Origin of the sequence: Panacibacter ginsenosidivorans (assembly GCF_007971225.1) — a bacterium.
Classification (GTDB): Bacteria; Bacteroidota; Bacteroidia; order Chitinophagales; family Chitinophagaceae; genus Panacibacter; species Panacibacter ginsenosidivorans.
This window is the reverse complement of record NZ_CP042435.1, coordinates 2,694,998-2,721,387: the sequence shown is the minus strand read 5'-3', so window position 1 is coordinate 2,721,387 and position 26,390 is coordinate 2,694,998. Positions and strand designations below refer to the sequence as shown.

General features: G+C 37.2%; 26 protein-coding genes and 1 pseudogene. 15 read left to right on the top strand and 12 right to left on the bottom strand.

The genetic code is table 11. The features are described 5' to 3' along the window. Positions 1-466: 466 nt before the first annotated feature. Positions 467-3,697, top strand: a complete 3,231-nt coding sequence (locus FRZ67_RS11510) for an SIR2 family protein (protein ID WP_147189702.1) — start codon at positions 467-469, stop codon at positions 3,695-3,697. A gap of 585 nt (positions 3,698-4,282) precedes the next feature. Here FRZ67_RS11510 and FRZ67_RS11505 read toward each other — a convergent pair. The 4 genes and pseudogenes from FRZ67_RS11505 to FRZ67_RS11490 all read right to left on the bottom strand — a co-directional run bounded on the left by FRZ67_RS11505 (position 4,283) and on the right by FRZ67_RS11490 (position 8,996). Further along, positions 4,283-4,864, bottom strand: a complete 582-nt coding sequence (locus FRZ67_RS11505) for a hypothetical protein (RefSeq protein WP_147189701.1) — start codon at positions 4,862-4,864, stop codon at positions 4,283-4,285. Between the two features lie 179 nt (positions 4,865-5,043). Then, positions 5,044-6,162 carry an endo-1,4-beta-xylanase gene (locus FRZ67_RS11500; RefSeq protein WP_147189700.1) on the bottom strand — a complete coding sequence of 373 codons (1,119 nt, stop codon included), beginning with the start codon at positions 6,160-6,162 and terminating at the stop codon, positions 5,044-5,046. A gap of 677 nt (positions 6,163-6,839) precedes the next feature. Further along, a pseudogene (locus FRZ67_RS11495) lies at positions 6,840-7,037 on the bottom strand (hypothetical protein); the annotation flags it as partial. A 957-nt stretch (positions 7,038-7,994) separates the two neighbouring features. Beyond that, positions 7,995-8,996, bottom strand: coding sequence for an AraC family transcriptional regulator (locus tag FRZ67_RS11490; protein ID WP_147189698.1), 1,002 nt, complete (start codon positions 8,994-8,996; stop codon positions 7,995-7,997). Positions 8,997-9,083: 87 nt separating this feature from the next. Here FRZ67_RS11490 and FRZ67_RS11485 point away from each other — a divergent pair, with 87 nt between their 5' ends. Then, complete coding sequence (locus tag FRZ67_RS11485) at positions 9,084-9,728, top strand: hypothetical protein (protein ID WP_225975580.1); 645 nt, start codon at positions 9,084-9,086, stop codon at positions 9,726-9,728. A gap of 319 nt (positions 9,729-10,047) precedes the next feature. On the opposite strand, the gene FRZ67_RS11480 is transcribed toward FRZ67_RS11485, so the two are convergent. Further along, positions 10,048-10,728, bottom strand: a complete 681-nt coding sequence (locus FRZ67_RS11480) for a TetR/AcrR family transcriptional regulator (protein WP_147189697.1) — start codon at positions 10,726-10,728, stop codon at positions 10,048-10,050. 39 nt (positions 10,729-10,767) lie between these two features. Between FRZ67_RS11480 and FRZ67_RS11475 the strand changes: the two genes are divergently transcribed. From FRZ67_RS11475 to FRZ67_RS11470, 3 genes are all read left to right on the top strand, one after another. Continuing rightward, complete coding sequence (locus FRZ67_RS11475; RefSeq protein WP_147189696.1) at positions 10,768-11,316, top strand: cupin domain-containing protein; 549 nt, start codon at positions 10,768-10,770, stop codon at positions 11,314-11,316. A 236-nt stretch (positions 11,317-11,552) separates the two neighbouring features. Further along, positions 11,553-11,675, top strand: coding sequence for a hypothetical protein (locus tag FRZ67_RS23770; protein WP_262713668.1), 123 nt, complete (start codon positions 11,553-11,555; stop codon positions 11,673-11,675). 79 nt (positions 11,676-11,754) lie between these two features. Next, entirely contained in the window at positions 11,755-12,654 is a 900-nt protein-coding gene (locus tag FRZ67_RS11470; protein ID WP_147189695.1) for a YihY/virulence factor BrkB family protein, read from the top strand. A 360-nt stretch (positions 12,655-13,014) separates the two neighbouring features. Here FRZ67_RS11470 and FRZ67_RS11465 read toward each other — a convergent pair whose 3' ends face one another. Next, positions 13,015-13,239, bottom strand: coding sequence for a hypothetical protein (locus FRZ67_RS11465; RefSeq protein ID WP_147189694.1), 225 nt, complete (start codon positions 13,237-13,239; stop codon positions 13,015-13,017). A 317-nt stretch (positions 13,240-13,556) separates the two neighbouring features. Beyond that, the gene (locus FRZ67_RS11460; protein WP_147189693.1) at positions 13,557-13,799 is read right to left on the bottom strand and encodes a hypothetical protein; all 243 of its coding nucleotides are present in this window, start codon (positions 13,797-13,799) and stop codon (positions 13,557-13,559) included. Between the two features lie 108 nt (positions 13,800-13,907). Here FRZ67_RS11460 and FRZ67_RS11455 point away from each other — a divergent pair, with 108 nt between their 5' ends. From FRZ67_RS11455 to FRZ67_RS11420, 8 genes are all read left to right on the top strand, one after another. After that, complete coding sequence (locus FRZ67_RS11455; protein WP_147189692.1) at positions 13,908-14,093, top strand: DUF3606 domain-containing protein; 186 nt, start codon at positions 13,908-13,910, stop codon at positions 14,091-14,093. Positions 14,094-14,576: 483 nt separating this feature from the next. Further along, positions 14,577-14,999, top strand: a complete 423-nt coding sequence (locus FRZ67_RS11450) for a secondary thiamine-phosphate synthase enzyme YjbQ (RefSeq protein WP_147189691.1) — start codon at positions 14,577-14,579, stop codon at positions 14,997-14,999. A gap of 185 nt (positions 15,000-15,184) precedes the next feature. Beyond that, positions 15,185-15,661, top strand: coding sequence for a DinB family protein (locus FRZ67_RS11445; RefSeq protein WP_147189690.1), 477 nt, complete (start codon positions 15,185-15,187; stop codon positions 15,659-15,661). 27 nt (positions 15,662-15,688) lie between these two features. Next, positions 15,689-16,042, top strand: coding sequence for a GNAT family N-acetyltransferase (locus tag FRZ67_RS11440; protein ID WP_147189689.1), 354 nt, complete (start codon positions 15,689-15,691; stop codon positions 16,040-16,042). A gap of 399 nt (positions 16,043-16,441) precedes the next feature. Then, positions 16,442-16,984: a lipid-binding SYLF domain-containing protein gene (locus FRZ67_RS11435; protein WP_147189688.1), complete on the top strand. Its 543-nt coding sequence runs from the start codon at positions 16,442-16,444 to the stop codon at positions 16,982-16,984. A gap of 958 nt (positions 16,985-17,942) precedes the next feature. Next, the gene (locus FRZ67_RS11430) at positions 17,943-18,677 is read left to right on the top strand and encodes a ferritin-like domain-containing protein (protein ID WP_147189687.1); all 735 of its coding nucleotides are present in this window, start codon (positions 17,943-17,945) and stop codon (positions 18,675-18,677) included. Between the two features lie 394 nt (positions 18,678-19,071). Further along, positions 19,072-19,971 (top strand): CorA family divalent cation transporter, encoded by a 900-nt coding sequence (locus FRZ67_RS11425; protein WP_158638359.1) that lies wholly within the window; start codon positions 19,072-19,074, stop codon positions 19,969-19,971. Between the two features lie 343 nt (positions 19,972-20,314). Continuing rightward, on the top strand, positions 20,315-20,701 hold the full coding sequence (locus FRZ67_RS11420; RefSeq protein WP_147189685.1) for a response regulator transcription factor: 387 nt from the start codon (positions 20,315-20,317) through the stop codon (positions 20,699-20,701). 74 nt (positions 20,702-20,775) lie between these two features. On the opposite strand, the gene FRZ67_RS11415 is transcribed toward FRZ67_RS11420, so the two are convergent. From FRZ67_RS11415 to FRZ67_RS11400, 4 genes are all read right to left on the bottom strand, one after another. Next, a complete protein-coding gene (locus tag FRZ67_RS11415) occupies positions 20,776-21,579 on the bottom strand; it encodes a sensor histidine kinase (RefSeq protein WP_147189684.1) in 804 nt (267 codons plus the stop codon). Then, positions 21,555-22,211: a hypothetical protein gene (locus FRZ67_RS11410; RefSeq protein ID WP_147189683.1), complete on the bottom strand. Its 657-nt coding sequence runs from the start codon at positions 22,209-22,211 to the stop codon at positions 21,555-21,557. The genes FRZ67_RS11415 and FRZ67_RS11410 overlap by 25 nt, the downstream gene beginning before the upstream one ends. 77 nt (positions 22,212-22,288) lie before the next feature. Continuing rightward, positions 22,289-22,648: a hypothetical protein gene (locus tag FRZ67_RS11405; protein WP_147189682.1), complete on the bottom strand. Its 360-nt coding sequence runs from the start codon at positions 22,646-22,648 to the stop codon at positions 22,289-22,291. A 768-nt stretch (positions 22,649-23,416) separates the two neighbouring features. Beyond that, positions 23,417-23,692 carry a hypothetical protein gene (locus FRZ67_RS11400; protein ID WP_147189681.1) on the bottom strand — a complete coding sequence of 92 codons (276 nt, stop codon included), beginning with the start codon at positions 23,690-23,692 and terminating at the stop codon, positions 23,417-23,419. Between the two features lie 740 nt (positions 23,693-24,432). On the opposite strand from FRZ67_RS11400, the gene FRZ67_RS23410 reads away from it, so the two are divergent. Next, a complete protein-coding gene (locus FRZ67_RS23410; protein ID WP_158638358.1) occupies positions 24,433-24,591 on the top strand; it encodes a hypothetical protein in 159 nt (52 codons plus the stop codon). 75 nt (positions 24,592-24,666) lie between these two features. On the opposite strand, the gene ypfJ is transcribed toward FRZ67_RS23410, so the two are convergent. Continuing rightward, positions 24,667-25,533 (bottom strand): KPN_02809 family neutral zinc metallopeptidase, encoded by an 867-nt coding sequence (gene ypfJ / locus FRZ67_RS11395; protein WP_147193199.1) that lies wholly within the window; start codon positions 25,531-25,533, stop codon positions 24,667-24,669. Positions 25,534-25,679: 146 nt separating this feature from the next. Here ypfJ and FRZ67_RS11390 point away from each other — a divergent pair, with 146 nt between their 5' ends. After that, positions 25,680-26,123 carry a hypothetical protein gene (locus FRZ67_RS11390; protein WP_147189680.1) on the top strand — a complete coding sequence of 148 codons (444 nt, stop codon included), beginning with the start codon at positions 25,680-25,682 and terminating at the stop codon, positions 26,121-26,123. The last annotated feature ends 267 nt before the right edge of the window (positions 26,124-26,390 follow it).

The window sequence follows — 26,390 nt, the reverse complement described above, 5'->3', positions numbered from 1 at the left end:
CAGATATGTTATTACAAAAGAAAAATAGTATTACTACGGTTCGACCTCCCTCTCCCACCGGAGAGGGAACGAGGGTGAGGCTTTTACCCGAACTAACAAATGGAGAGGTGAGTGATGAAGAGTAGAGAAAAATTTTTTGGTAGCCGGCATTTGTATTTCATGGCATCGACTGTTGCGTCGCACTCTTATGCTGTGTTATTTTTAGGGACATTTAATATTGGTACATGAGCTTTATGGTTATAGCAAAAAAAGTTATCTTAGAACGTCAACCCGAAAGGTTGCTTGCTAGCATGAATTTTTCATATTGTATATCTCTAAAAACATTGTACATATTTTTTAAACGACTTTTGAATCGGTTTAATGCTTCATATGTTTATTTTGAATGTCTGCTTCTACCATGTACTGTGTCCTATTATTATTTATTAACCTTCACTTATTTCAATTATAAACCTAAATAACATAGACTATGAGTTTTCACATTCTCAATTTCAATTATAAAGTTGATGATAGAATAGAAGATATTTTTAGGACAATTAAGGAACGAAATGCGGTCCTGTTTCTTGGTGCTGGTGCTTCAGTTACAGAAGATAATAAATTTTTAGGGCAAGATATTATTAACCTTTATCAAGCTAAACAATCAATAGATTTAAATACTAATGACTTAATTGAATTTGTCGACATACTTTCTGCAAATCCTAAATTTTCTCGAAACGAATTTGACAACTTTATTGACGATTGTTTACGAAGATTAAGACCGAATGAAGGACATAGAACTATAGCCAAATTGAATTGGAAAGCTATAATCACTACTAATTACGATATTTTAGTCGAGAGAGCATTTCAAGAAATCGAGGGCACAACCTTCGAAAATTTAAAGTTGGTAACACTCAAGAACAAAGATGAATATTATTACTGGGCTTCAGACGACCAAGTTATTTATTACAAGATAAATGGTTGCATTTCGGACAAAAAGGCTTATCCTCTTGTTTTTTCTACAGATGATTTTCACAAAGCTGAAACTAACTATAAAGTAGTCCTCAAGCCATTAAGTAACCCTTCGGATAAAATAAAATTTATTTCGATCGGTTATTCTTACAAAGACATTTTTGCGAGAAAATTGCTTCAAAAAATCGATAACCTCGATTTCAGAGGTAGAAGACTATTTTACAATGTTGACCCCTACGTAAATGAACAATCTCTTCCATGGTATCAAAAACACAATATCTGTGTGATAAAAGCAAGTATGACAGAATTTTTTGATCAATACGTAGCATGGGAAGAAGAAAAAGGAAAACTCATAAAAGTTCAACAAAAAAATTATTATACCAACATTAATGATAGTCCGATTTATCTGGTAAATAAGGAAATATTTAGAAGGGTAGATAACAATCTTGTACAACTTAACGAACATTACAAGTCTAAACATATTACTGAAAAAGATTTTTTTAAAGGCGAAGAGCCAAACTATTATGTTATTGAAAGAAATTATGATGTCGAAAAAAGGAACAAACTTAAACAAGTACGAGATGAAGTCATGCAGATTATTGAATCCAATGGGACGAGAGTTGTTCCGCTTATTTTTTTAACGGGCACGTTTGGAACTGGTAAGTCAACCTTTGCCTATAGACTTATCAACAATATGACTTCAAATGCTGACAATTCCATATTAGCATTTGAAATACTTGATCCAGCTGAGCTAAAATCGATAGATTTAAAAGATTTATTTGCAAAAACTGGAGCCGCCGTTATCTTTTTGTACTTAAACAGCATTGAAATAAATTCAGTATTTAAATCATTATTGGATCTAAGAGCTGGACTCAGCATTGACAATTCTCCTGAGTATAAGGTTATTGTATTGGCGAGTATAAGAGAAAATGTGCTTCAAAAATTAAAAGCCGATAAGAACATACCTAATGCTCATGTTATTAATGTCGACTCTAGGCTCGCCTCTGAGGAAATAAATGAGTTACTATCAAAACTGAAGAATTGCGAGTTAATAAATTACCGCGATGCTCAAGAAAAAGATGAGCTTAGGAAGAGAATAGTTAAAGAATATGAAGGTGATTCCTTTATATCGTTATCTGAACTTATTAGCGGAAGTAAATTGATAAATGATTTAACTGAAGCGTATGACCAACTTGGCAAAACTGCGCAGGAGGCTTTTTTGTATACTTCAATGTTGTATCAGTTTAAGATTGCAATGCCATCGAGTTTATTAAAAAGCGTTGTAAATAAGGAATGGGAAGAGTTTAAAAGTGAAGTAATTGATATCGATGGGAAGGGGATTTTATTACAAGAAACAACTAACCCCAAACATATAGATGCAGATTTATACTTCACTACAAAACATCCATTGATTTCACAAAAGCTTATAGTCAATATATTAAGAGACGAGGACAGTAAATATTCTTATGCGAAAAGGATTGTTACACTAATCGGTCTAGGTGCGAGGAACAGCAGATTAATTGTAAATTTTTTAAAAGCACTAGATACATATAACTATTTTCCAAAACTTAAGATTAATTCACTTTTTGACTTAGCTGAACCCAATCTTTCCGAGGATCCCCATTTTTTGCTTCATTATGCGATAAACTTGCAAAAAAGAAAGAACATTAACGAAATAAAATATGCGATAGATAAGATTATTTATGCGGAATCCTTTTTTAAAAGGAGAAATCATTATCTAATTCATAGGCGAGGTGTTTTAAATTTTGAATTAGCAAAATTATATTTTGAACAAAATAATTTTTCACCAGATTATAGAGTTTTGAACTTACTTTTCGAGGCTCGTGATTTATTAGATATTAAAAGAAGGCTAGATCCTTGCTCCTCCTTTAGCTTTGTTGACACCATAAATTTAGAGATATGGTCATTAGACAATTTAAAACTCAATGAAGTAGAAGAGTTGAAAACAAGAATCAAGATTGATGAACTTTTTGATATTGCAACTAAAACCGTTTATGATAACTTAAATCGTATTCGTGAGCTACAAAATAAATACGTATCAAAATATAAATTTGAAGCAAATGAAGAAGAATATTTAAAATATGTAGAAGATAAATTTGGAACAGAAGATGCAAGACCCTATGGCTTAATATTATTGTTTAATTTCTATTTTGATCTTGATAATAGATATCAGTTTGAAAATATAATCGAAGAACTAGAAATGTATACTCACAATAATTTTGTATTGAAAACACTTTTCACTTTTTACGGAAGGAATCTGCATATAGTCAAATATCGTTTAAAATTTTTCAAGCTTATCAAGCAAAATCCTGAAATTGAAGATACAGAAGAACTAAAATATGATTATTTCAATTTTATAGCCGAATGCTATAATAAAAATTTCAAATATGCACACTCCTATTTAGAAGGTATAAGTAGAAATTTCCATTTTCTTAGCCCAGATTTCAATCGAGCTTGGTTAGACGCCGACACGGGACAACCACAAGTATTTGAAGGTTTTGTAAAATTAAACAAACGAGGAAAGAAAGTTATATTAATTCCTTATCTAGGTCAATATATGTACTTAAACAAAGCTTCAAAGTCCCTTGAGATTAATAAAAAGTGTCAAGTTAACTTATACTTCTTTTTATATGGAATAAGAGCAGAACTAGTTAATTCGTTTGCTGAATTTTCAAATGAAAAAGAAGTTGTGGATCAAGATGATAATTTTGAAAATTATACGAGTATATAAAGATAAGAAGTCACCTCCGCTCGCCTAAGAATATAAGCAAGCTGCTGGCACAGCTAGCCTAAGAATATAAACAAGATGTTGGCGCAGGAATGAGGCGGTAGATTTGTGTGTTAGCTTTCTGTCTCCGCAGAGTCTCCTGAAAGGGACTCTGCGGTATTCATTGAGTTATAGTTTAACCGATGTTCCCCCGATGCACAATGCATTACTATATACACTCCCTGCTCAACGTTAACAGAACGCAGAGTCCCTGCGGAGACTCTGCGAGAACATCGTTCCTGTTCATGAAAGAACTGAACGTACAAGTGTTCCAATTTCAGTCTCCGCAGAGTCTCCTGCAAGGGACTCTGCGGTATTCATTGAGTTATAGTTTAACCGATGTGCCCCCGATGCACAATGCATTACTATATACACTCCCTGCTCAACGTTAACAGAACGCAGAGTTCCTGCTGAGACTCTGCGAGAACATCGATTCTGTTCATTAAAGAACCGAACGTACAAGTGAGTGACACAACAAAAGCATCATAGTAGTAATGCAGATGGCTATCTAAAAATAATTTCCTGCGATGTCAAGGGACTCTGCGGTATTCATAGCGGTGCTGTTAAATCAATATCCTGCAAAGCTGCATAATGTGTTACGGTATAGATACCTTGTTCTCCGGTCAAATAATATTTTGCAGAGCTATGCAGGTAATCTTCCGGCTTATCGGCTAATGGTATTTTATACCTGCAGGGATTTAAATGTATATAATCCAGTTTTTGTAAAATGAAATCTGTTGTGTAACATTCTTTCTTATCAAAAGATGGTTCAAATACTTCATGTTGTTTCTTTCTTTTTTTGTCAGTATCATTAACCCATGATGAAAGTTGTAGCAGTGTATCCTTACTGTTTATTTGCTTTAATAAATCAACAAGACCGTAAGCCATAAATCTTTTACCATTACCAATAATGGTATTGATACTTTTTGATGATTGCCTGAATGCGATAATTGTATGCGCATGCTCTGGCATAATAACATACCCTACTATATAATTGCCGTTTGCTGTAAGGTAGTTAAACCAGTCGTACACCAACTGGTGACCATTAGTTACCTGGAATAGTGGTAGCCATCTTGCACACGTAAATGTGATAAAGTAAATACCATTGCTTTCTGATATCTGTCTTCTCACACTCATAATAGTTAAGATACATAATTAAATGTACTCAACATAACCCGCAGAGTCCCTTTCAGGAGACTCTGCGGAGACCGAAAAAAAATTAACCAAATGTCACAGGTCAGCCAACGCACATGGCAATGCTACAGACCTGCGCCAGAAGAGAGGCTGTAGCAATGAATCACAGATGGCAGTTAATTTACTTTTGTTTTAATAACACTGTAAAATGCGGTTTTTGGTTTGTACTGCCTGTCGAACAATAATGGATAATTTGTTCTGCCATGAATGGGCCAGCCATTTAGCCAGGACACGCCATCTGCGACGCCCCAGAATGTAACGCGTGTTATGGCTTGATGATATTTTAAAAACAAACTAAATAAGTCTGCATAGGCTTTTGCCTGTGCTGCCGCAACGGAATCAGGAACTGCTTTTGGATATGGGTTCATTTTATCATTGCCTTCTGCAGTGTTGCTGACTTCTGCAGTGTTGCTATCCCATGGGTTGGGTAATACACTAAGATCCAGTTCAGTAAACATTACTTCGATACCCAATGCAGCAAATGCTTTAATGCTTTCTTCTATATCCTGCATGGGAACAGTGTTGTATTTCCAATGCCCCTGGATACCTACACCATCAATACGCACACCGGCAGCTTGTATTTTTTTGATGAGTGCGATGGCACCCGCTCTTTTTGCAGGCTGTTCAATATTATAATCATTGTAGTAGAGCTTTGTATGTGGTGCTGCCTTTTGTGCCAGGCGAAAAGCTTCTACTATATAATCCTCACCAAGTTTTTGGAGGAAAACAGAGTTGCGCAATGTACCATCTTCATTCAATGCTTCATTTACTACATCCCATGAATACACTTTGCCATCATACCTTGATGCGATTGTAGTAATATGGTTCTGAAAATATGCTTTTACAGAATCTGCGTCCTGCATGTGCCGCATAAATGCCGGCAATTGGTTATGCCATATAAGCGTATGCGCATTTATTTTCATGTTATGTTTGAATGCGTAATCTACCAGTTCATCTGCAATTGTAAAATTATAGTCGTTCCACCCGGGCTGAATAATTGCAGCTTTCATGACATTCTCTGGCGTAACAGCATTGAACTGTTGTGGCACTAATGCAACGGCGCCTGCATCTTTTTCTTCTATCTGTTGTGTGTTAAGCGCTGCACCAATGAGGAAATCATACTTAAACACTTCTTTTAGAGATGGTATATTGGTTTGTGCTAAGCCTTTGCAAGCAGCAAATAAAGAGCAGCTTAATGCAATGCCAAGTATACGTGTGTGAGGTTTTATACGCATGGTTGCTGCAATCATTTTAGTTATACAAAGATTGACAAAATAAAATAGGTACACAAACAAATTGAATTGTTACAAAGGTATTCTTCCCAGCGGTTAGCGTCCACATCCCGCTGGCCTAAGCATATAAACAAGATGCTGGCCCGGCAATGAGGCTTTAGATTTGTGCGTTAGCTTTCTGTGCCTTGCTGCAATTATGCAAATAGTTTTCTGCTGCCATTGTAACCAATTATACAAGTGAGTGACACAACCGCAGCCTCACAAATAACATGCAGCTTCCTTACTTACTCCGCGAGTCTCCAAATAATCACGTTCTCAGGCGAGTGTCAGACAACTATGTGTGTTGGCTTTGTGGCACTCGCCGCATATGATAACCAAACGGCGAGTCCGCTATGCACAATTCCACACACATGAGACTCGCCTTAAAAGTTCTGCGTTAAGTCAAATCAATATCTTCTAATTCCAGGTAGTGCAATACTTCATAATGATCTTGTTTACCAGTAATGTAAAATCGAGCTGAGCTATGCTGATAATCCTCTGGTAATATCGCAAGCTTCCATTTAGCAGCACAAGGGTTATTGTGCATGTATTCTAACTTTTGAACGATGAAATCATTACCATAACAGTGCTTCCAGTTAAATGTATCTTCCCATATTTCATGAAGTTTTCCCCTTGCCAGGTCACTTTGAATTAACTGCATTTTCAAGCTTACTCAATAATATCTCATGCTTAATATCTTTCAATCGTTTGATGATATCATAAGCAATAAACCTTTTTCCATCACCCACAATTTTATTGATGCTCTTATTAGTTTTAGAAAATGCAATTGTTACATGAATATGATTGGGCATGATAACATAGCCAGTTATAAAATGTCCCTGACTTTTAAGATAATCAAATCAATTATAGATTAGATCATAGCTATTGGTTAATTCAATTAGCGGAAGCCATTCAAAACAAGTGAAGGTTATAAAAAAATGACCACTGTTATATGGTATTGCTTTTTGGGTGAGCATACTCTAAAATAAAAATTTTTATATTTCACGAGTTGACTTTCGCATAAAGAACCAACTGTACAAGTGTTCCAATTTGCTGCTCCGACACGCAAATTGCTCAACGGAAGCTTCACATATAACCTGCAGCTTACCTACTAAAAGCCAATTGTATTTATAGATAATGGTCATTGTAGTATACATGGTGGTTACCTGCTATATAGCAAAACCGACAAGCCCTAACGTTAGCGGTCATGCTATGATGACAATCACGCATTCAACTTTCCAAGAAATAATTGTATTTCTCTATCGGTCGGTGTCCGTAATTACCCAACCATTCCGGCGGGTGAGGACACACCGCCGGTAGAACGTAAATGCATCATTTAATTAACCAGTAACACAACTAAGCTCTATCGGCTGGTGTCACAGTTAGCCTAAGAATATAAACAAGCTGTTGGCACAGAAATAAGGCTTTAGATTTGTGCGTTAGCTTCCTGTGCCTTTGCTGTAGTTATGCAAATAGCTTTCTGCCGCCATTAAAATCAACCGTACAAGTGAGTGACACAACCGCAGTTGCCACTATAACCAAAAGCTTAGTAATGAATATTCTTTATTTGTTACAGACAAAGAGGGAGTGTTTGTAATAACATGTATAACTATACTATAATAACAAGATGCCATAATATAATAATATTATCCCCTTACCGTAATAACAGATGCTCTTTGCTTCTCTGCAATGCCTCTTTACAAAACCATGTGTGCGTGAGCAAGGACATTCGGAAAAATATGAAAGATCGATGAGGAGGTAATATATGCCTGTTTACGTACCGCCCTGATCACTGTTTACATTTGCACCTTTCTGATTGCACGTGGGGCTGCGTTTGTCCATGATTTAAAGGCCTTTCTAAATGCAGCACCGTTTGAGTAACCTAAAATGTCTGATATATCGGATATTTTTATTGACTGGTTTTGCATTAATTGCAGGGCAATATCCTTTCTTATTTCTCCCGCAACATCGCGGAAGGTGGTTCCTTCCAACAGCAGCTTTCGTTGAAGGCTGCGTGGTGTTATATGTAATGCGGAAGCTGCTTCGTTAATGGAAGGTATTCTTCCTTTGAACTGCATAAATAACACCTGTTTTAAATTTGCTTTCATACTGTTGGTTGCCAACAGTGCCTGCTTATCAGCTACAATTGAGTTGAATAAATGAAACATGGATTGGTCGCTGGTGAGTATAGCGGTGTCTACATCTTTTTTACTTAAAATAATACGGTTCGAATCTTTATTGAAAAGTACATCACAGCCAAAAAATGCCCTGTATTTAGAAATTTCCCTCATTTTATAAGCCAGTTCAATCCTTTGAGGAATAAGATGCTTACCTGTAAGTGCAAAGAATGTATTAACCATTGCCGCGAATAAAAAATCATTAGCCTGCCTTGCCGGTTCCGGATGTTTCATCAGCCACATCTTATTCTGCTGTACCTCAAGAATGGCTACATCGCGCATAGTATAACTGTATTCAACCATAGGCGATACCATATTGCCATACCGGCATAACATCTGAAGGCACTGGTCAATATCTTTACTGCTTTGCATTAAAAAACCAACCATTCCATGAAGCAGCTTATTGGTGCCGATGCCTATATGCAGGCCAATCAAAGGATCATCCGTTAACTTTAAAAGTGGCACCCATATAAGCGCAGCTTTTTCCCATTCAACCATGTTTTCTGAATCACCTATCTCTTCAGCGTTAATGCCCGACATCCGGCAAAGTGTATCGAAAGCCGTTCCAAATGAAGTAGCATTTTGAAAAATGGTGCGAATGACTGTTCCTTGTAAACCCATGTCGCAAAATATATCATTTTAGGAAGAAAAGATGCTTTTTCCAGCGCGCAAAGTGAAGGTATTTTGTATTCTAAAAATCACACATCTATGAGATCAGTTAAAAGCATGTTTTTAAAAAAGTGGGTAACCGGCAACCTGGTTATTTATCCCGGATTATTAGGTTTTTTGCATCCACTGATTGCACATGGGTTTACCGGCGACCATGACCGGCTGTTGACAACTCCACAGTTTATCATGCATACAATATCTATATTAATTTTTGTTTTCTTTCTTGCAAGAATGCAGAACAAAACCTTTGAAATGGCGGGCAAAAAGAAAACCCTGTCAAACATCTGGCCATTTCTATTCTTTACACCGTGGGTATTCTGGCTTGGCTATTATACGCTGTTCGTTCCGTTTGATATTTTGTTCATGTTCCTTTCAATCGGCATCATCAATGCTATACAGTTAAAACCGCTGGTAAAATCTCCAACAAAATGGATATGGCAATGCATCCTGGGCTATCTTCTTGCAGCAATAGCCGGAATTATAATTGGGCTGAGTGCTTACCTGCGTTATTATAAAAATTTCCAGGGAGTTTCAAGAGATTTGGCTACCTGGCTATCAATCAGCATTCCTGCGGCTTTCGTTGTTGCTTATTACTTCAGGTATATTCTGCGCGTGCAGATCCGGATTGAAGATCATGAGAGCATAATAAGCGAAGAAAATACGCATTTCTCAAAAGTTGCGTGAAAATTCATGAACCCGCACAAAAGTTGTGTTCCTTACTCAGCGAGTCTCCGCTAACCTAAGAACATAAACAAGATACTGGCGCAGGAATAAGGTGTTAGGTTTGTGCGCCAGCTTCCTGTGCCCTGCTACAATTATGCAAATAGTTTTCTGCTGCCATTGTAACCAATTGTACAAGTGTGTGACACAACCGCAGCCTCACAAATAACATACAGCTTGCTTACCAATAGCAATTGTATATATGGATAATGGTCATTGTATGTATACATGGTGATCACCTGCCACATAGCAAAATCGACAAACCCTAACTTTAGCGGTCATGCTATGTTGACAATGGCTCCTTCAACTTTCTAAGAAATAATTGTATTTGTTTTTTGCCTTTTGTGGTAGCGTATGAAGACAAGAGCTTTCCAACCAACGACAAATAATAATTGAGTTGATCTTCAGCACTCAATTGACGAAATGATATAGTTGCCTCTGAGATCCAAAACCGGGCAATCAGCGCAATAGTTGACACTAAATACTCTGTTTCGTTTTCATCATAAACTTTTAGATAACCTGACTCAGTGAGTGAATTTATATTAGCCCTTAGCGTAGCATTTCTATCCTTTTGGGTTTTCTTATGACGCACAGACATCTCTTTGTTTTGCTCCATCAGGTGAACAATACTAAGCAACATGCAACGATACCTTAACTGGTTTCTGAAAACATTTCTTAGCATCGCAAGAAACGAATGCATGGTTATACTTTTATCATGCACAAGAAATTCAGAGTTTAACTTGTTCAGGTCCAGTGAAAGCTGATTTACCAAATTATCTTTTGTTGGGAAATAATACGTGATGTTGCTTACTCTCATATCAAGAGAGGCTGCCAATTCTCTTAACCCTACATATTCAACACCTTTTGCGTTGAACATTTCAAGCGCTTTGTTGAGAATTTTTTCCCTTGTATTTAACTGATCGTTGGACATTGTCCAAAAATATGTTTTTTCTTTTTTGGACATTGTCCAAATATTTGTATTTTCATAAAAAATATTAGAAAAATGACATACAACTACCCCCACACAATTGAAAACAGCATTGGTGAAAAAATAATTTTTCTAAAAGAAGAAAAAACAAATAGTGACGACAAAGTATTTTTTGAAGGGTTCGTTGAACCGGGATGTGGTCCAACTTTTCACACCCATTTAAAGCAGGATGAAGAACTTACTGTGGTTTCAGGTAAAATGGGTTATCAATATTTTGGACAAGAACCCAAATACTTAACAGCCGGTGAAAGCGTTCTGCTTAAAAGAGGCTCAACGCATAAATTTTGGGCAGAGGGAGAGCCCCTGCATGCCAAAGGTTGGGTATCACCGGCAAACTCTTTCGTGTTTTTCATGACTGTTTTGTATGGAGCACAAAACAAATCGGGTAAAGGGCAACCTGAAACATTTGACGGAGCATATTTAACTACAAAATATAGGAGTGAATACGACATTCCGGAAATCCCATCATTCGTAAAAAAAACAATTATTCCTTTTACTTACTTCATCGGGCGACTTTTGGGCAAATACAAAAACTTTAAAGACGCACCAACACCAGTTAAGTAGAAGCCTAAGAATATAAGATGTTGGCGCACGAATGAGGTGTTAGATTTGTGCGTTAGCTTCCTGTGCCCTACAATTATGCAAATAGTTTGCTGCCATTAAAACCAACCGCACAAGTGAGTGACACAAGTACTGCTGCCACACCTACCAAAGCCTGTCAACAAAAAATATTTCAATTACTGTTAATCTGGATTTTTATACCTACCAAATCTTTTATAACTTGTTAGAAAACCTGCTTTATGAAAACAAAATTTACATGTATCGTTATAATTGCGATAATACTTCGTCTTGCCGGTAACGCACAAACAAGTTGGCAGTTTGAGACAATCATGGTAAACAATGGGGGTAGTTGGTTTGCTTAAAAGATTTTTTGCGTGTGGTTCTAATGTTTAACAGACCTTGTCAATTTTTCTATGGCATAGTTTTTATATCAGCAATCTAATGCGAATTAAAGATGCAGGTATCATTCTTACTAAAACATATCTCGTTTTTAAACGTAATGATCCTTTGCGTCTTGCCGGGGCTACAGCGTTTTTCACAACATTTGCTTTGCCTCCCATTCTTATTATTCTTATACAATTGTTCGGGCTTTTATTTAATCCCGTACAGGTAAGTACTAAGCTTTTTTCACAGGTTCAATCGTTGCTCGGTAAAGAAGGCACTGAACAAATACATAAGATATTAACGGGGTTTCAGGAGCTTGCACATAATTGGCTTATTACAATCGGCGGATTTCTTTTTTTGATATTTGTTGCTACTACATTATTTTCTGTAGTAAGCAATTCACTAAACCAGTTATGGAATATAAAACTTGAAACCAAGCCAGGTATTACATTTAGATTGACGCTAAGAATAAAATCAGTAGCGATAATTGTATTTACCGGTCTGTTACTTTTTGCACAATTACTGGCTTCGGCTTTGCAGGCATTGTTAGCCAGTTATTTAGACGACATCTGGAGCGGGTTTAATTCTCTATTGTATAAAATTATTTCCCAACTGGTATTTGTAGTAATTGTAACTGGCTGGTTTACGATAGTCTTTAGATACCTCGCTAATGCGCACCCTTCATGGAAGGTTGCGTTTACCGGTGGATTGTTTACCGGCATTTTGTTTACAATCGGAAAGATTATATTAGGACTTCTTCTAACCTTTAGTAATTTGAAAACAGTATTTGGTGCCGCAGGCTCTTTTGTGTTGATATTATTGTTTGTTTTTTATTCCGCATTTATTTTTTATTACGGGGCTGCATTTACAAAGGTGTGGGCAGATAATAAGAAGAAACCATTGCAGTTAGATAAACGGGCATATGAATACACAATTGAGGAAATAAGAAAAAAATGAACGTATAACAAATGAGTGCTGTAGTTGCATAAATAACCAAACGTACAAGTGAGTGACACAACGAAGATGCCACAACTACTGATCTCTGGCAAATACAATAAAGTGCACTTTCTTTTCCCAAATGGTATAAGTATGGTAGTCACTGGCGCAATATGCAGCTAAATCTTTGCAGCGCAGTGTAGTTGTGCCAAAGCATAACGTAATCATCTTTCATCAATTAACGGAACGGTATACACCACTATGTTAGGACATGACACAAAATATCTTGAGGCGAGCTAAAATGGGACCCTGCAATAACAGATATTTATGCAGGACTTTTCTCAGAAACGTGATAGGATACGTTGCAGTGCAAGCGGCATATTATTTCTTTTTCTCTTCTTCCGGCTCATCATTATCTGTTTTGTTTTCGTCATTAGGAAACTTAGATAATGGTGCTTTCTTTCCTTCTTCATTTTTTAATGCTTCTGCAAAATCTGTAGTAATAAGATCTTCTTCCCTTTTGTCATCAGGCACCACTGCATCTATATCTATCACATCTTTAGTGCGTTGAACAGTGCCGTCTTTTTGTTGTTGTGTGTTGTTCATATAATAAGCATTTATTGTAATCTATTGCAAAACGCGGACCATTGCATAATCGTGGTATTATTTACACGTTGTTCTTTAAGAACAACAGCGCTGTTTGCATTGAACTGTGCAGGTATCCAGGTTATCGTTAAAGAATTTGCAGGAATATTTTTAGCTAAGGGCGGTGCGTTTATTGTATCGCAATATTGCTGCTCTTGCATAAGCAATATGCTTAAGATATTTTGGCGAAAGAAGAAAATATAAAAGCCCTTTTGGCTCATCAGTTATTACTAAAATGCCCTGATCAGGAATACACCGGAATTAATTGTGATCAACATTTACCCATTTTCTGCCGCTGCATTTTTTTCAATTTCCGCACCTATCTGTTGAATATGCGCATCATCTAATGGTTCTACATTTTTGTCCACAATGTCCCAATAATTCCCCTCTTCGGCAATAGTGAAAAGATATTCGCAGTTTGTTTCTATTATAAATTCCTGTTTGCCGGGCACTGATGCAGACGGCACCGGTGTAACGAGGTATTCATTCCCCTTAATATAAATCATCAATTTGTTCCTCATGACAGTTTATTTTACTATATCATTTCAAAATACATACCACTGATTATAACAGCAATACACGCTCCAATAACTGGCCCAATCTCTGTATGTAAAAAGTAAAACAATGTTATGGCAGATAATAAAGATCAAACAAGCCAGCAGGACAGGATAAGGGTTGATTCCAATGACCCGTCAGAAGTAGAATACCTGCACAAGCAATACCCCGACATGTCTCACCAGCAAATTGTTGATGCCATCAGGATAGCAGGACCAATACGGGCAGATATCATTGCCTGGCTTGACAAGCACCAATAAATGAAAGCTATCCTTTCAACTGCAGAAAGTATAAACAAAGCAGAAGATACTATCAGCAATAAAGATTGGGTCTCAGCTACGGTCATCTATACGCGGCCGAATAAACGCATGCCTTGCACATGACATTCTATGACCGCCTGATAACGTTGTACCAGCGTCAAAACCTGTTTATAAAAGAGCTTGTTGTTATCAATGCTGGTATCAAAACCATATTAACCAACTTGCAAGGGGCAGAAACGCTTTGCACAAAATACAACAGTAAGCTGCATTAGTAATGCATTGATGAAATCATTAAACCTTAAAAATCCCATGGCAAATATCTTTTCTATCCCCATAAGGTAGAGCGATGGCAGAAAAGAAAGGAAGTAGTATTAAAGAAAATTTCGGTACAAAAACTAAAAGGAAAAATATGATGGTATTATTGCTATATGCTTTTTTCAGAATATTCATCTCATCAAATAAACTTCAAACTGAAAACGATCTATGAAATTTTTTCAGCAGACCTTTACACTGGCGCAAAGAAGGAGAGGTTTTCACCTGATAACTGATGAAGTAATAAAAGCGGTTCCACAGTTGCAGGAGCTTACTGCAGGAATCTGTCATGTATTTATACAACACACTTCAGCGTCGCTTACCCTTAACGAAAATGCAGATCCTACGGTAAGAAAAGATTTTGAAATGTTCTTTAATAAAACGGTAAAAGAAAATGACCCGGATTACCAGCATGATTACGAAGGTGCAGATGATATGCCTGCACATCTCAAAGCTTCGCTACTGGGTTCTTCTGTAACAATCCCGGTAAGCAACGGCGTGTTGGCATTGGGTACCTGGCAGGGGATTTATCTATGCGAACACCGCAACCATGGGGGCGGGAGAACAATCGTTGTTACTGCATGGGGCGAATAACCGCTATTACTTCAAAAAAAATGTTTGTACTGCTGCGACTTTTACAGCAGTACAAGAGTGCGACGCAACGGCAGTTGCTTATTGTTATTCAGGCCGGTTCAAAAAAATACACCAATCATTCAACAACGAATATTTATAAAGAGGATCCCGGTACAATTTTGATCATGTGACAAAAAACTATACATATGAAGATTGATCTGGGGGATACTATTAATTACAATTATCAATGCAATCATGCATTGATTGCAGCTATGCAGCAACAATACGAGCGGGTGCCTGGAAACGCTATAAAAATTTTCAGCCATATATTAAATGTGCACAGAATCTGGAATTGCAAAATTGATAATCGCCGACCTGAATTCACACCCTGGCAAATACAAAGGATAGACGACTTTGATTTTATCAACCAAAAGAACCACAGCCATACGCTTGCCGTTGCAAAAGAAAATAATGGCAACCGGGAGATTCAATACATGAATACTAATGGCACAATGTATGTGAACTACCTGAACGAAATTTTATTTCACGTTATCAATCATTCCACCTATCACCGCGGACAGGTAGCAGCAGCATTCAGGAAAGCCGGACTTAAACTACTGTTGACCGATTATATCTTTTATAAGATGAAAAAAAATCAACTGGTATATGGAGATACAATATAGCTGTGAAAAATACCTACAGCAGACGAGATGATTGCGCTTTATAGCGACGCAGGTTTACCAAGACCATTGGATAACAGGGAAAGGATGCAGCAGATGATTAACAACAGCAGCCTTTTTGTTTCCGCGTGGCACAATCACTTGCTGGTAGGGCTTGCCCGTTCTGTTACAGACCTTGTTTGGTGTTATTATCTGGCTGACCTTGCAGTGTTAAGCGACTATAAGAAAAAAGGAATAGGCAAAGAACTGATAAGGCGAACCAAAGAATGGGTTGGACGAGAGTCTATGTTGTTATTACTGTCAGTACCTGCAGCAATGGATTACTATCCAAAAATTGGATTTAAGAAATGCGATAATAGCTTCATCATACATAGATTAGAATAATAAAAGCATGTTTATTGCATTGGTTGTTATGAAAGTATTTTTGTGTTTAAATAATTACCCGCAGGGAACTATATGGGTATGGCTGTACTTAGCCACCGCTGCGTCACCTGAAAGGTGCTCTGCGGAAACAAAATTTTCCTTTTTATCGGTAATGTCTCTTCATAGCTTTCGTGGTTTGGTTAAGGACATTGCGTTACTAATCTGAAACGTCCCTCGCTTTTTCACAATTCTGTTTAGAAGACGTTTCAGTGAAAGGAAACGCCACCGCCTTTGCACAAAGGTATATAGGAAACGTTTCAGCGAAAGAAAAGAGCAATACCGCAACGGAAAACCCGGCAGGCATTTTGATTAGAAATATTATCCTCATTACTATTTAAATCATTAAATTTAAAAAACACCATGAAAAAAAGTAAATTTATAAAACTGGGCATTTTAGTATTTGTTGCCTGGTTTCTGCCACATGCACTCCTCGCACAGGATGACGAAGCTAAAAAGCTGATTTCTGAAAGCAGTAATGCAAAAACTGAGTTTATAAAAACAGACCCTTCTATGGAAGATCTTTTTAAGTCATCTTACGGGTACCTTATTTTTCCTAAAATTGGCAAAGGTGGCTTTATCGTCGGCGGCTCCGGCGGTAATGGCATTTTGTATGAACGCGGTAAAGCTGTAGGGTTGGTTAAGACAGGCCAGGTTACTATAGGTGCCCAGGTGGGTGGTCAGACTTACAGGGAAGTTATATTTTTTGAAAACAAGGATGCACTCGACCGCATGAAAGCAAGTAAAACAGAATTTAGCAGCCAGCTCTCTGCCGTTGCTGTTAAATCGGGCGTATCAAAAAATGCTAAATATACCGAAGGCGTTGTGGTATTTACACAGGATCTTAGCGGTTTAATGGCAGAAGCCACCGTGGGTGGGCAAAAATTCAAGTACACCGCATTCTAAAGAGATTCAGCCAAGAATATACGTTGACTTTTCAAGGAGTTGCTCATGGCAGCTTTTTTTGCCCGTAATTATGTTGCTTAAGTGCTAAAAAATTAACCTTAGTTTATAAGCCTGCTGGAAGCACATTATTAAATTCCGGTTAATAATATTATCCATTGCTGACGAATAAATAAATTATTTTTTGTCACCGGCACTTGTTCTACTGTTAGGCTTCCGTTGCGTCGCACTCTTCCGCAAATTGTCTTTTTCTCAGCAATATCTCTTTATAGTCTTTGTGTTTAGCTAAGGACATTGTGTTATCAAATCTGAAACGTCCCTGCCTTGCACGAATCCATTTAGGAGACGTTTCAGCGAAAGAAAGGAATTATTCTATTCTAATGATTTGCTTGCCGGTTAGTCCATTGTAGCTTTTATGCATTTTTATTATTTACTTTTTGTCTTGATACAAAAAAGCAACCGTAATAGGAGATTGCGAAAAAAAGTCAGGCAAGAAATGATATTGTTCAGTGCATATATATTTTTTTATTTGCCTTCACGAATCTCCTTCGTCGATTTCAGCACATTTGTTCTCTCGCCTTGATTAAGCTTTTGTGCTACTGTGACTTCAGCTAAGTAGCTTTAATGTGCCCGTCCTGATGTTCGATCATCGCACTTTGTGCAAGAGCACTACATCTTACAGAAAAGAATACATAAATAAAGAACGCGATGGGTGGGCAGTGGGAGGCAAAACGGGTGGAGCCTTCGGGTTAGCCCTGATCTTTCTTTGCTACGTTCTTTGCATAAAGACAAAGAAAGCAGGAGAAATAAAATGCAGCAAGGCGTCGACAAAAAAACAGCAAAAATTTCCATTAGCCAATCCCGGCTGCCACGGAATCTATAGAACAAAACTGTATACACTAATGTGGTGGCATATGTTTTGACTTAATATATTACATTAATAATAACATAAAAAAATTACATGAAAACGATTGACACGCTACATGAATTATTGAAACATGAGCTTAAAGATCTTTACTCTGCAGAAGCACAGATAATAGAAGCCCTGCCTGCGATGATAGAAAAAGCAGCTGACAAACGATTGAAGAGTGCATTGAAGCAACATCTTGATATTACCACCAAACAAAAAGCAAGATTGGATAGGGTACAGGAAATGTTGAGTGATGAAAAGAATACACAACAGGAAGAAAAGAAAGGATTTTTTGCCAACCTTTTTAAAGGCAAAGAAGGAGAAGAACATTGCAAAGCAATGGAAGGCTTAATAGAAGAAGGAAAAACATTGTTGGGTGAAGACATGACACCTGAAGTAATGGATGCGGGTATTATTGCAGCCTGCCAGAAAATAGAGCATTACGAAATAAGCAGCTATGGAACGGCAAGAGCTTATGCTTTACAACTTAAGTTGCAAAAGGTTGCAGGCCTGCTGAATGAAACACTAAATGAGGAATATGATGCGGATGATAGCCTTACCAAACTGGCGGTGGGTGACGTAAACCTGCGTGCGGAGACTGCTGCAGGCAAAAAAGCAACCGGCAAAAAGCCTGCGGTTGCAGCTGCTGGTAAAAGGGCAAAGGCTACTGCTAAACCCGCTGCAAGGCCACCAAGGAAAGCAATGATTAAAAAGACAGCACCTAAGAAGGCAGCGCCGGTAAAATCAAAAGGCTCACCTAAGAAAGCGATTACTAAAAAGAAATAAAGAAAATAAAGGGCTGTTTTTACGCAACCCTTTTTTTATTTGTATGACTAGCTAAATAAAACAATGTTTTAAAAGAATAAGACTTTTAAAGGCAATGTAAATGCATTGTGCTATGTGTTACCTTTTTAAAATAAAGGAATGAGTGATGATATAAGTTGTTCCAGTTTTAAATACTTTATGGAGAGCCGGACAGCTTTTAAATCATTAAGTTTTTTGCTTATTTTTATTTTTGGGTGCCGGCTTAGCCACCCATGGAAACGCCTGTTGCGTCGCACACTTATACAGTTGAAACAATATGCAGCAATAAACCCCCCGTTAGCCTGTAGTAACTATATAGCAGTTGCTATGTAAAACTTTTATGGCATGGTTTTACAACATTCTAAGTAAACACAGTATGCGTGATCAGGAAGCAGTAGATTTCAGGGGCCATCAATGGATAGATGTACAGGACCCATCCGTTGAAGAGATGCAGGCGCTTAGCACAAAGTATAAGCTGGATGATCACCTGGTAAGAGATTGTATGGAGCCTGATCATTTGCCTAAATATGATTTTGTAGATAATGTGCATTTTTTGATACTGCGGTTTTATGCCCCCGAAGCCCGTAAAAGCAACACCACCATACAGGAGCTAACCAATAAGATCGCTATCTTTTTTACTGAAAGTTTTGTTATTACGATACACAAGTCTGCCTGTGATTTTTTAGAAGTGCTAAAGCATAAATTTATCCATACCCCTTCCTGTTCATCCGTTGCAGCACTTATTATAAAAATAGCCTGGTATGCACTGGAAAGTTTTGATGATCCTGCCTATAAATTATCCGAACATATTGACGTCTACGAAAAGGAACTATTGTTAAAAAAAACCGTTTCAGACCATATGCAACACCTGTATGACATAAAGCGGCAAGCTTCTATTTCCCAGAAAATTATTATGATGATGCTGGAACCTATTAATCATATCGGGATAACTGAACAGGACAGACCTGCTTACCAGGATCTGAAAGATCAGCACTTAAAAATGCAGACATTATATCACCAGGCATTGGAGGATGTAACCAATCTGTTGAACCTTTCCATGTCTATTTCTTCTCATAAAACAAACGAAGTAGTAAAAGTGCTTACCCTATTCTCTGTATTTTTTATGCCGCTTACATTTATTGTGGGTGTATATGGTATGAACTTTCAATTCATGCCAGAGCTTCGGGAGAAATGGGGTTACCCGGGTGTGCTTGCCTTAATGGTGCTTGTTTCTCTTGTAATATTTATATGGTTCAGGAAAAAGAAATGGTTGTAGGAAATGCTGAACGTTAATTTGTAGAATGAATAAAACATAGAAGCCGCTTAAGAGCGGTTTTTTTGTGGAAATGTTTTTTAGCGGTTACCCCGCCGGCAATTTTAATTTGGGTCTTGCCGGCTAAACATCATTTTTATTGCCTGACAAAAATGGTATTGTTTTTTGAGGAGTATAATTTTTAAAGAGGGTATACAAAAATTCTGAGACGTTTTACCGGATTTTATATTTCAACCGATCCTGTTTAATTGGACCAAAAATTAGCCGGCTCATTATTATACAGAAAGTCAAAGTGCATTAAAATATAATTAGCTATGGATTTTTATACCTATAAAAAACTCACCCAATGAAAAATGGAATGCGAAAAACTGTTTACCTTATTGATGACGATAGTGATATTCTATCTGTTTTAGCTGTGACATTACAGTATGGAAAATTTGAACCGATAATGGATTTTAACGGTAACAATTTTGATGTTACCCGGCGTCCGTGTCCCGATCTGTATATTATTGATATTAATCTTTTAGGTAAAAACGGTTGCGATCTGTGCGGGCAGATAAAGGGTGCATGCCCTGATATTCCGGTAATACTCCTTTCTGCCAATATGGATATAGAACAATTATCCTTAGCGTGTAATGCGGACGCCTTTATATCTAAACCATTTGATATATTGAATGTGCTGGACACCGTAAATAAATTAATGTACAGTGAACGGAGAACAGTGAACAACTAAACGAGCAGTGAAAAAGCGAAAAGAAAAAATTACTTACCCTTTATATTCGCATTGCACTTCTTATATTTTACTCCTTACTTTTTCAGCAAAGAGAAGGAATCTTTTGCCAGCCTGATAATGGCGGTAGTGCCGCTGCCCCGGGCACTGGTTATCTGCATACTGCCATTAACTAATTTCATCCTGTTATACATGTTGCGCAGGCCAAGACTTTTATGTGCTGCTGCTGATTTATTTTCTATATCAAACCCATTTCCATTGTCTTTTACGGAAATGACCAATTGCTCCGGCTGGTATTGTATAGTGGTTGTGATAACGGAAGCAACGGCATGTTTTACAATATTGTTCAGCAATTCCTGTATAACGCGGAATACCACCAGTTCTCTCTGCGGATCGTTCTTGTATTCGGTTCCTTCAGCAGTAAAAACAACAGTATACCTGCCTGTTTTCTCCAGCAACTGTAGTTGCTGTTTTATGGCATTAGCTAAACCAATATCGCTGATAAAACCAGGGTTAAGACTACGGGAAAGATCACGCAGGTCGTGGATGGTTTTATTAAGCAGTTCGTTTGATTCTGTTATTTTAGCGGAGATAATATTATCATCTGTTTTAATGGTACTGAGATTGAGCTTTACAAAACTGAGTGTTTGACCAATATTGTCGTGTATCTCCTCGCTGATGATCTTAAAAGTCTGCTCCTGTATTTCGAGTTGTGTTTGCAGTAATTCTTTTTTATAGCTGATCTCTGCAAATGCTTTTTCCTGCAGGTAATTGTTGCGTTTTTTACGGTACCAGATAAATATGAATAAAAGAAAACCTGCAATGAGGATTGCCAGCAGTGTAAGCATGAATACTGCTAATATGATCTCGTTTTTTTCCATGGTTCATTACATAAGAAACCGGCAGCAAATAATGCATACTGCAGGTTTGTTACTACAGCTGTTATTATGATATAGACATTGCCATTGGGATCCAGGTTGTTATTTAAGATATAATCCAGGAAGCTGGTGTACACAAAATTGCCGACGCAAAAGATCATTATGCCGGTTACGATCCAAAACAAAGGCAATTTAAAATAATTGATCAGGGTTTCCTGCATCAGCAGTTCTGTCATATACAGGAAACACAAGAGCAGCACCAGTAACTGACCGGTGTTATCGGTAACAGTGCTGTAATTATAAAAACTGTTTTTCAATAATACCTGATAACAAAAGAATAATAAAAAAAATGCAGCGAGTGCAAGAGTTACTCTTTTGAATTTTTTGTTGATGAATGCTTTGTAAAAAATAAAAAAATAGAAAGCATATTGCGGTACCAGGTAGAGGTTAAAGATAAAATGATTGCTATTGCCTGTTATTACCCAATACCAGTATCCGGTAACCTGCACCAGCACCCATAATAGCATAGTAAAAGGAAAGAGCCTTAGCCACCGTGGTTGTAACCTTTTATAATAATACAATGAAACAAAAAGGGCAATCAACAGTGTGACAGACAGTATATAAATATCATCCATGCATTCACGGCATTTTGTAGTGATATGCTATTAGTACTATGGTGTTTTGCATCTTGGAGGGCAAAGAACACCATCATTTAATGCCGCACCTTCAAAGAGTCGCATTTATGTTTTGCAGGGTCCAGCATATCTACACTGTGGCGTTGGGTTGGTTTATCTGGTGTCATTTCATCTCTTGTTGCTACCAATGCAACCGTAAGATGGCCTGCATAATAAGGATGGTCATTGTCATAACGGCCCAGATAAATCTTTATGCCATTAGCTTTATTGTCTTTTATAAGCGTCATAATATCCTCCACACTAAACCAGATATGTTGTGTTTCGGTCTGGCAAACAGTTTCGCGGTAATTGGCAGTTAGTTTTTGCAATTCAGCAAAGGGTACGATATTGCGGTTGGGTTCTTTTTCCCACTCCTGCTGGGGCATGTTTTCTGGCATAGCGGTATGGTTTTATATTTCTTTGAAATTACTCTTTGTATTTTGAAAATGCAACCTGTTTTTTTCAGAAGATTGTTATTAAAGATGCAAATAGTAATGAAGCTATTTGCTGGCAGTATTTCGTTTGGTTCAAGAACTAGCAAGGTTATTGAATCCGGTTCTATCATTATTGTAAACTTTGGGCTATATTTTTCCCGTATCATTCGTATTAAGGTTGTTTTTCAACCACAAAGCATACAGTATTTCACCAGGAATATAGAGCCTGAATTACGTTTAATTTTTTTGCGGATGTTGATTTCAATAAGGTACGTTTTAGATAAGTATGACATAATTATTATACCGGCTTTTGTACGCTAATGTTTCTTCGTTGCGTCGCAATCCATTCATCTTTCTTATCATTAATGCAACTTTTAAAATCATGTGCTGCCAAAAGACGTACAGATAAAGTGCTTGCGACGCAAGGAACGATGCCATAAAATACTACTGCCGGTATTCCAGAAAATAATACATCCTTGTACCGAACTCACAGAACTGTTACAGTATTGTGGTTTCGGCTTTACAACAACAGGTGCTTTACTTTTTATTTCGGGAACTTTTATTTTCTTTTTGTCTCAGTGAATGCTTTGTATTCATGAACACTAAAATAAAACAATAGATGAGTGATTAATTTTCTTTGTATCAAGGTAAAGAAATGAAAAAAGGCAGAGAAACTGCCAATGGTATTATTCAATTCCATAACACTTATACATCAAAAAAGCTATTTAATAGCTACTCGTTGTCTGTAGCAGTCCTGAAACCAAAGAAGCTTGGCCATTTCCTTGATTTCTTAGGAGGAGGCGGGGTGGCTTTGGAATTATCTGTCTGAACGGTATCAAATTGTTTGCGTGTAGCAGCAAGTTCTTCTTTCAACTGGAGCAGTGCAGCCTTATGCAGCGCTATATTAGGCTGATCATTTGCACGCAGAGAGCTGTTGTATTCCAGCTCTTTTCTGCTAATACTGTGTTCGAGTGTAGATATCTTATATAGCAGTTGGCTGCTGTTCATAGTAACTGTATTAATTGTAAAGGATATATTTCATTTATAAGGAAAGCATAGAAGTATGATGTACAACAATGCATAGGGTTAATTGTTTGGTGAAGATAGCCCTAAATAAGCAGATGAGTTGTTAATGGTTACGATATAAAAAAATTTCTGTTTAAATACACTTATAAAGATCGCTGTGAAAACGCATGTAAGGTGTTTTATAATAGACTATGATCAGGTTATACAAAAAGGATTTTGTAGTAAGCCTGCTACAAAACCCCGGTACAAAATTGTACACTATTTAGATAAGTAACTCTATTTTCCGGTACCAATAGGGGTTGTTACTTTGTGTTATCAAAAACAAAGGAAATCAAAGTGTTTTTGAGACCGTTCTACTATCCAATTATCATATAGAAAAACCGTACTGTTAAAAAGAAACTCTGGTACATGGTTTCTTTTTTTAAACAGATTTTAAACCGTTAACCCAACCTTGTAGTATACCATTTATATGGAATCGTACAAGCCTGCTGCATTATACTGCATGTATGGTACAAAAGTTTAAGTGTGATTAGCAGTGTTTGTTTTAAGAAAAAGGTTGCTGAACAGTAACCTTTTTTAATGCCGTATTGTGGTAGTTTTCACGCATTGTTAATTTACTAAATATCAACAATATAATGGCTATTTTGGCACTATTATCGTGCAGGTGTTATTATAGCAAAAAGGAGTATTTTATGACAGCAACATTTTCAAAACCGTTTTTAATGGAACTAAAGCAGACGCTGAAAGATTTTGAATTCAGGGATACCTATAAACATATACATGAACAGGAGTTATTTCTCCGTAAATCAAGAAAAAAACTTCTTATCATTTCATTGGTATATGGTGGTTTGATCACTTACTTAATTTCACTGGTTGTGTAGGTTATTGCCTATTATTTTTAAAGGCCACATTCGTGGCTTTTTTTATATCTACGAATGAAGAAAGCTAATTCGTCTTCATTGTAACGATGGATCATTAAATGTATCTCCCCGGGTAATATCGCCGGTGGTATATCCCCTTTTAAACCAGGCAATCCTTTGTGCAGAAGTACCATGTGTAAACGCATCGGGAACCACATAACCCTGTGATTGTTTTTGTAACCGGTCATCGCCAATAGCATTGGCAGCGTTTAATGCCTCATCTATATCCCCATCCTGTATAATTGTTTTGTTTAACCGGGGATCTTCTTTTAGTGTTTCATAGTGTGCCCATACGCCTGCCAGAAAATCTGCCTGCAATTCCAGTTTCACGCTTAACTTATTCATTTCTGTTTTAGTAAGGCTGCTGCGTTGTTCATCAACCCGGTTGGTAATGCCCAGCAGGTGTTGAACGTGGTGCCCCACTTCGTGGGCAATAACATAAGCCTGTGCAAAATCGCCGGAAGCATTAAAGCGGGTTTTCATTTCTTCGAAAAAGGAAAGGTCTATGTAAACTTTTGAATCGGCAGGGCAGTAAAATGGCCCTGATGCCTGGCTGGCAAATCCGCAACCTGACTGTGTAGCTTCTGAAAATAATACCAATGTTGGGTCGGTGTATTGTTTATTCATTTTATTAAATAACTGAGACCATATATCTTCTGTATCGGCCAGCACCACCGCGGCAAATTGGCCTGCTGCATCATCTGCTTTATTAGGTGCAGTGGTTTCCTGTGCCGGTTCGTTAACAGGACTATTGTTGATAACCTGGGAAGGATCTCCTCCCAATAAGTAAATGATCGCAGCTATCACCATGGTACCTATTCCGCCTCCTACCGCGATGCCTTTTCCACTCATGCCACGACGATCTTCAATATTTGAGCTTTGCCTTCTTCCCTGCCAGAGCATATAATGTTGTTTAGTGGTAAATAAAGTATATATCCGTGACATATAATGAAAAGAGTATGCCAATACTTATGGTTAGGTTAATGGCTTGCAATTTGCCTTTTACAAATTGTCGCTAATAAATTATTTGTAAATAAGAATTGCCAGTCATGTTTAATTTATTTAAATCGAGGCCTCCTATTATTATTATTAATGAAGCAGAACGCCACGCACCAACCCCTGTAATCCAGAAAAAGACCTGGTGGGCAAAATTTAGTGGAGTTGTGTATGTAATTACCGTCTTTTTCCATTTCGCAGTATTAATCACTATACTTATGATCATGACACGGATCCAGCAAAATGCAGTGCAGGCTAATGATTTATTACTGCGTCAATTAAGGGTTTCTGATTCATTATATAACGCTGCCACCCTTATGCATTATTATGATTCTATCAATGTTGAAAGGCATTATGCTATTGCAGACAGTGTGCATGCTGTTTCTTTTCAATTGCTGTCCCATCAATTAAACGAGATGGTGAAACAAAACAAGATGTGGCAGAAAAAATATCAGGAAAGGCTGCCAGCCCCACAGCCAAATACTTCACTACGGTAAGCTTATTTTTATAATTATAATAAAAAAAGAAATGCCTCGCTATTTTGTAGCGAGGCATGAAGTAGTTTTCTTAGGATGATTCATTTATAACCCCCGTTAAAATGAAAGTATTTATACTAAATCAAAATATATACCATGATTATTTTGCTTGTAAACTATATAATATTGATTGCAGGTGAGCAAACTATTGCCGCCTTGTGGTTATCATGGGGAATTTTTTCTTTGATACCTCTTATTCTTTTTCCTCAGAAATATATACTCGCTGAA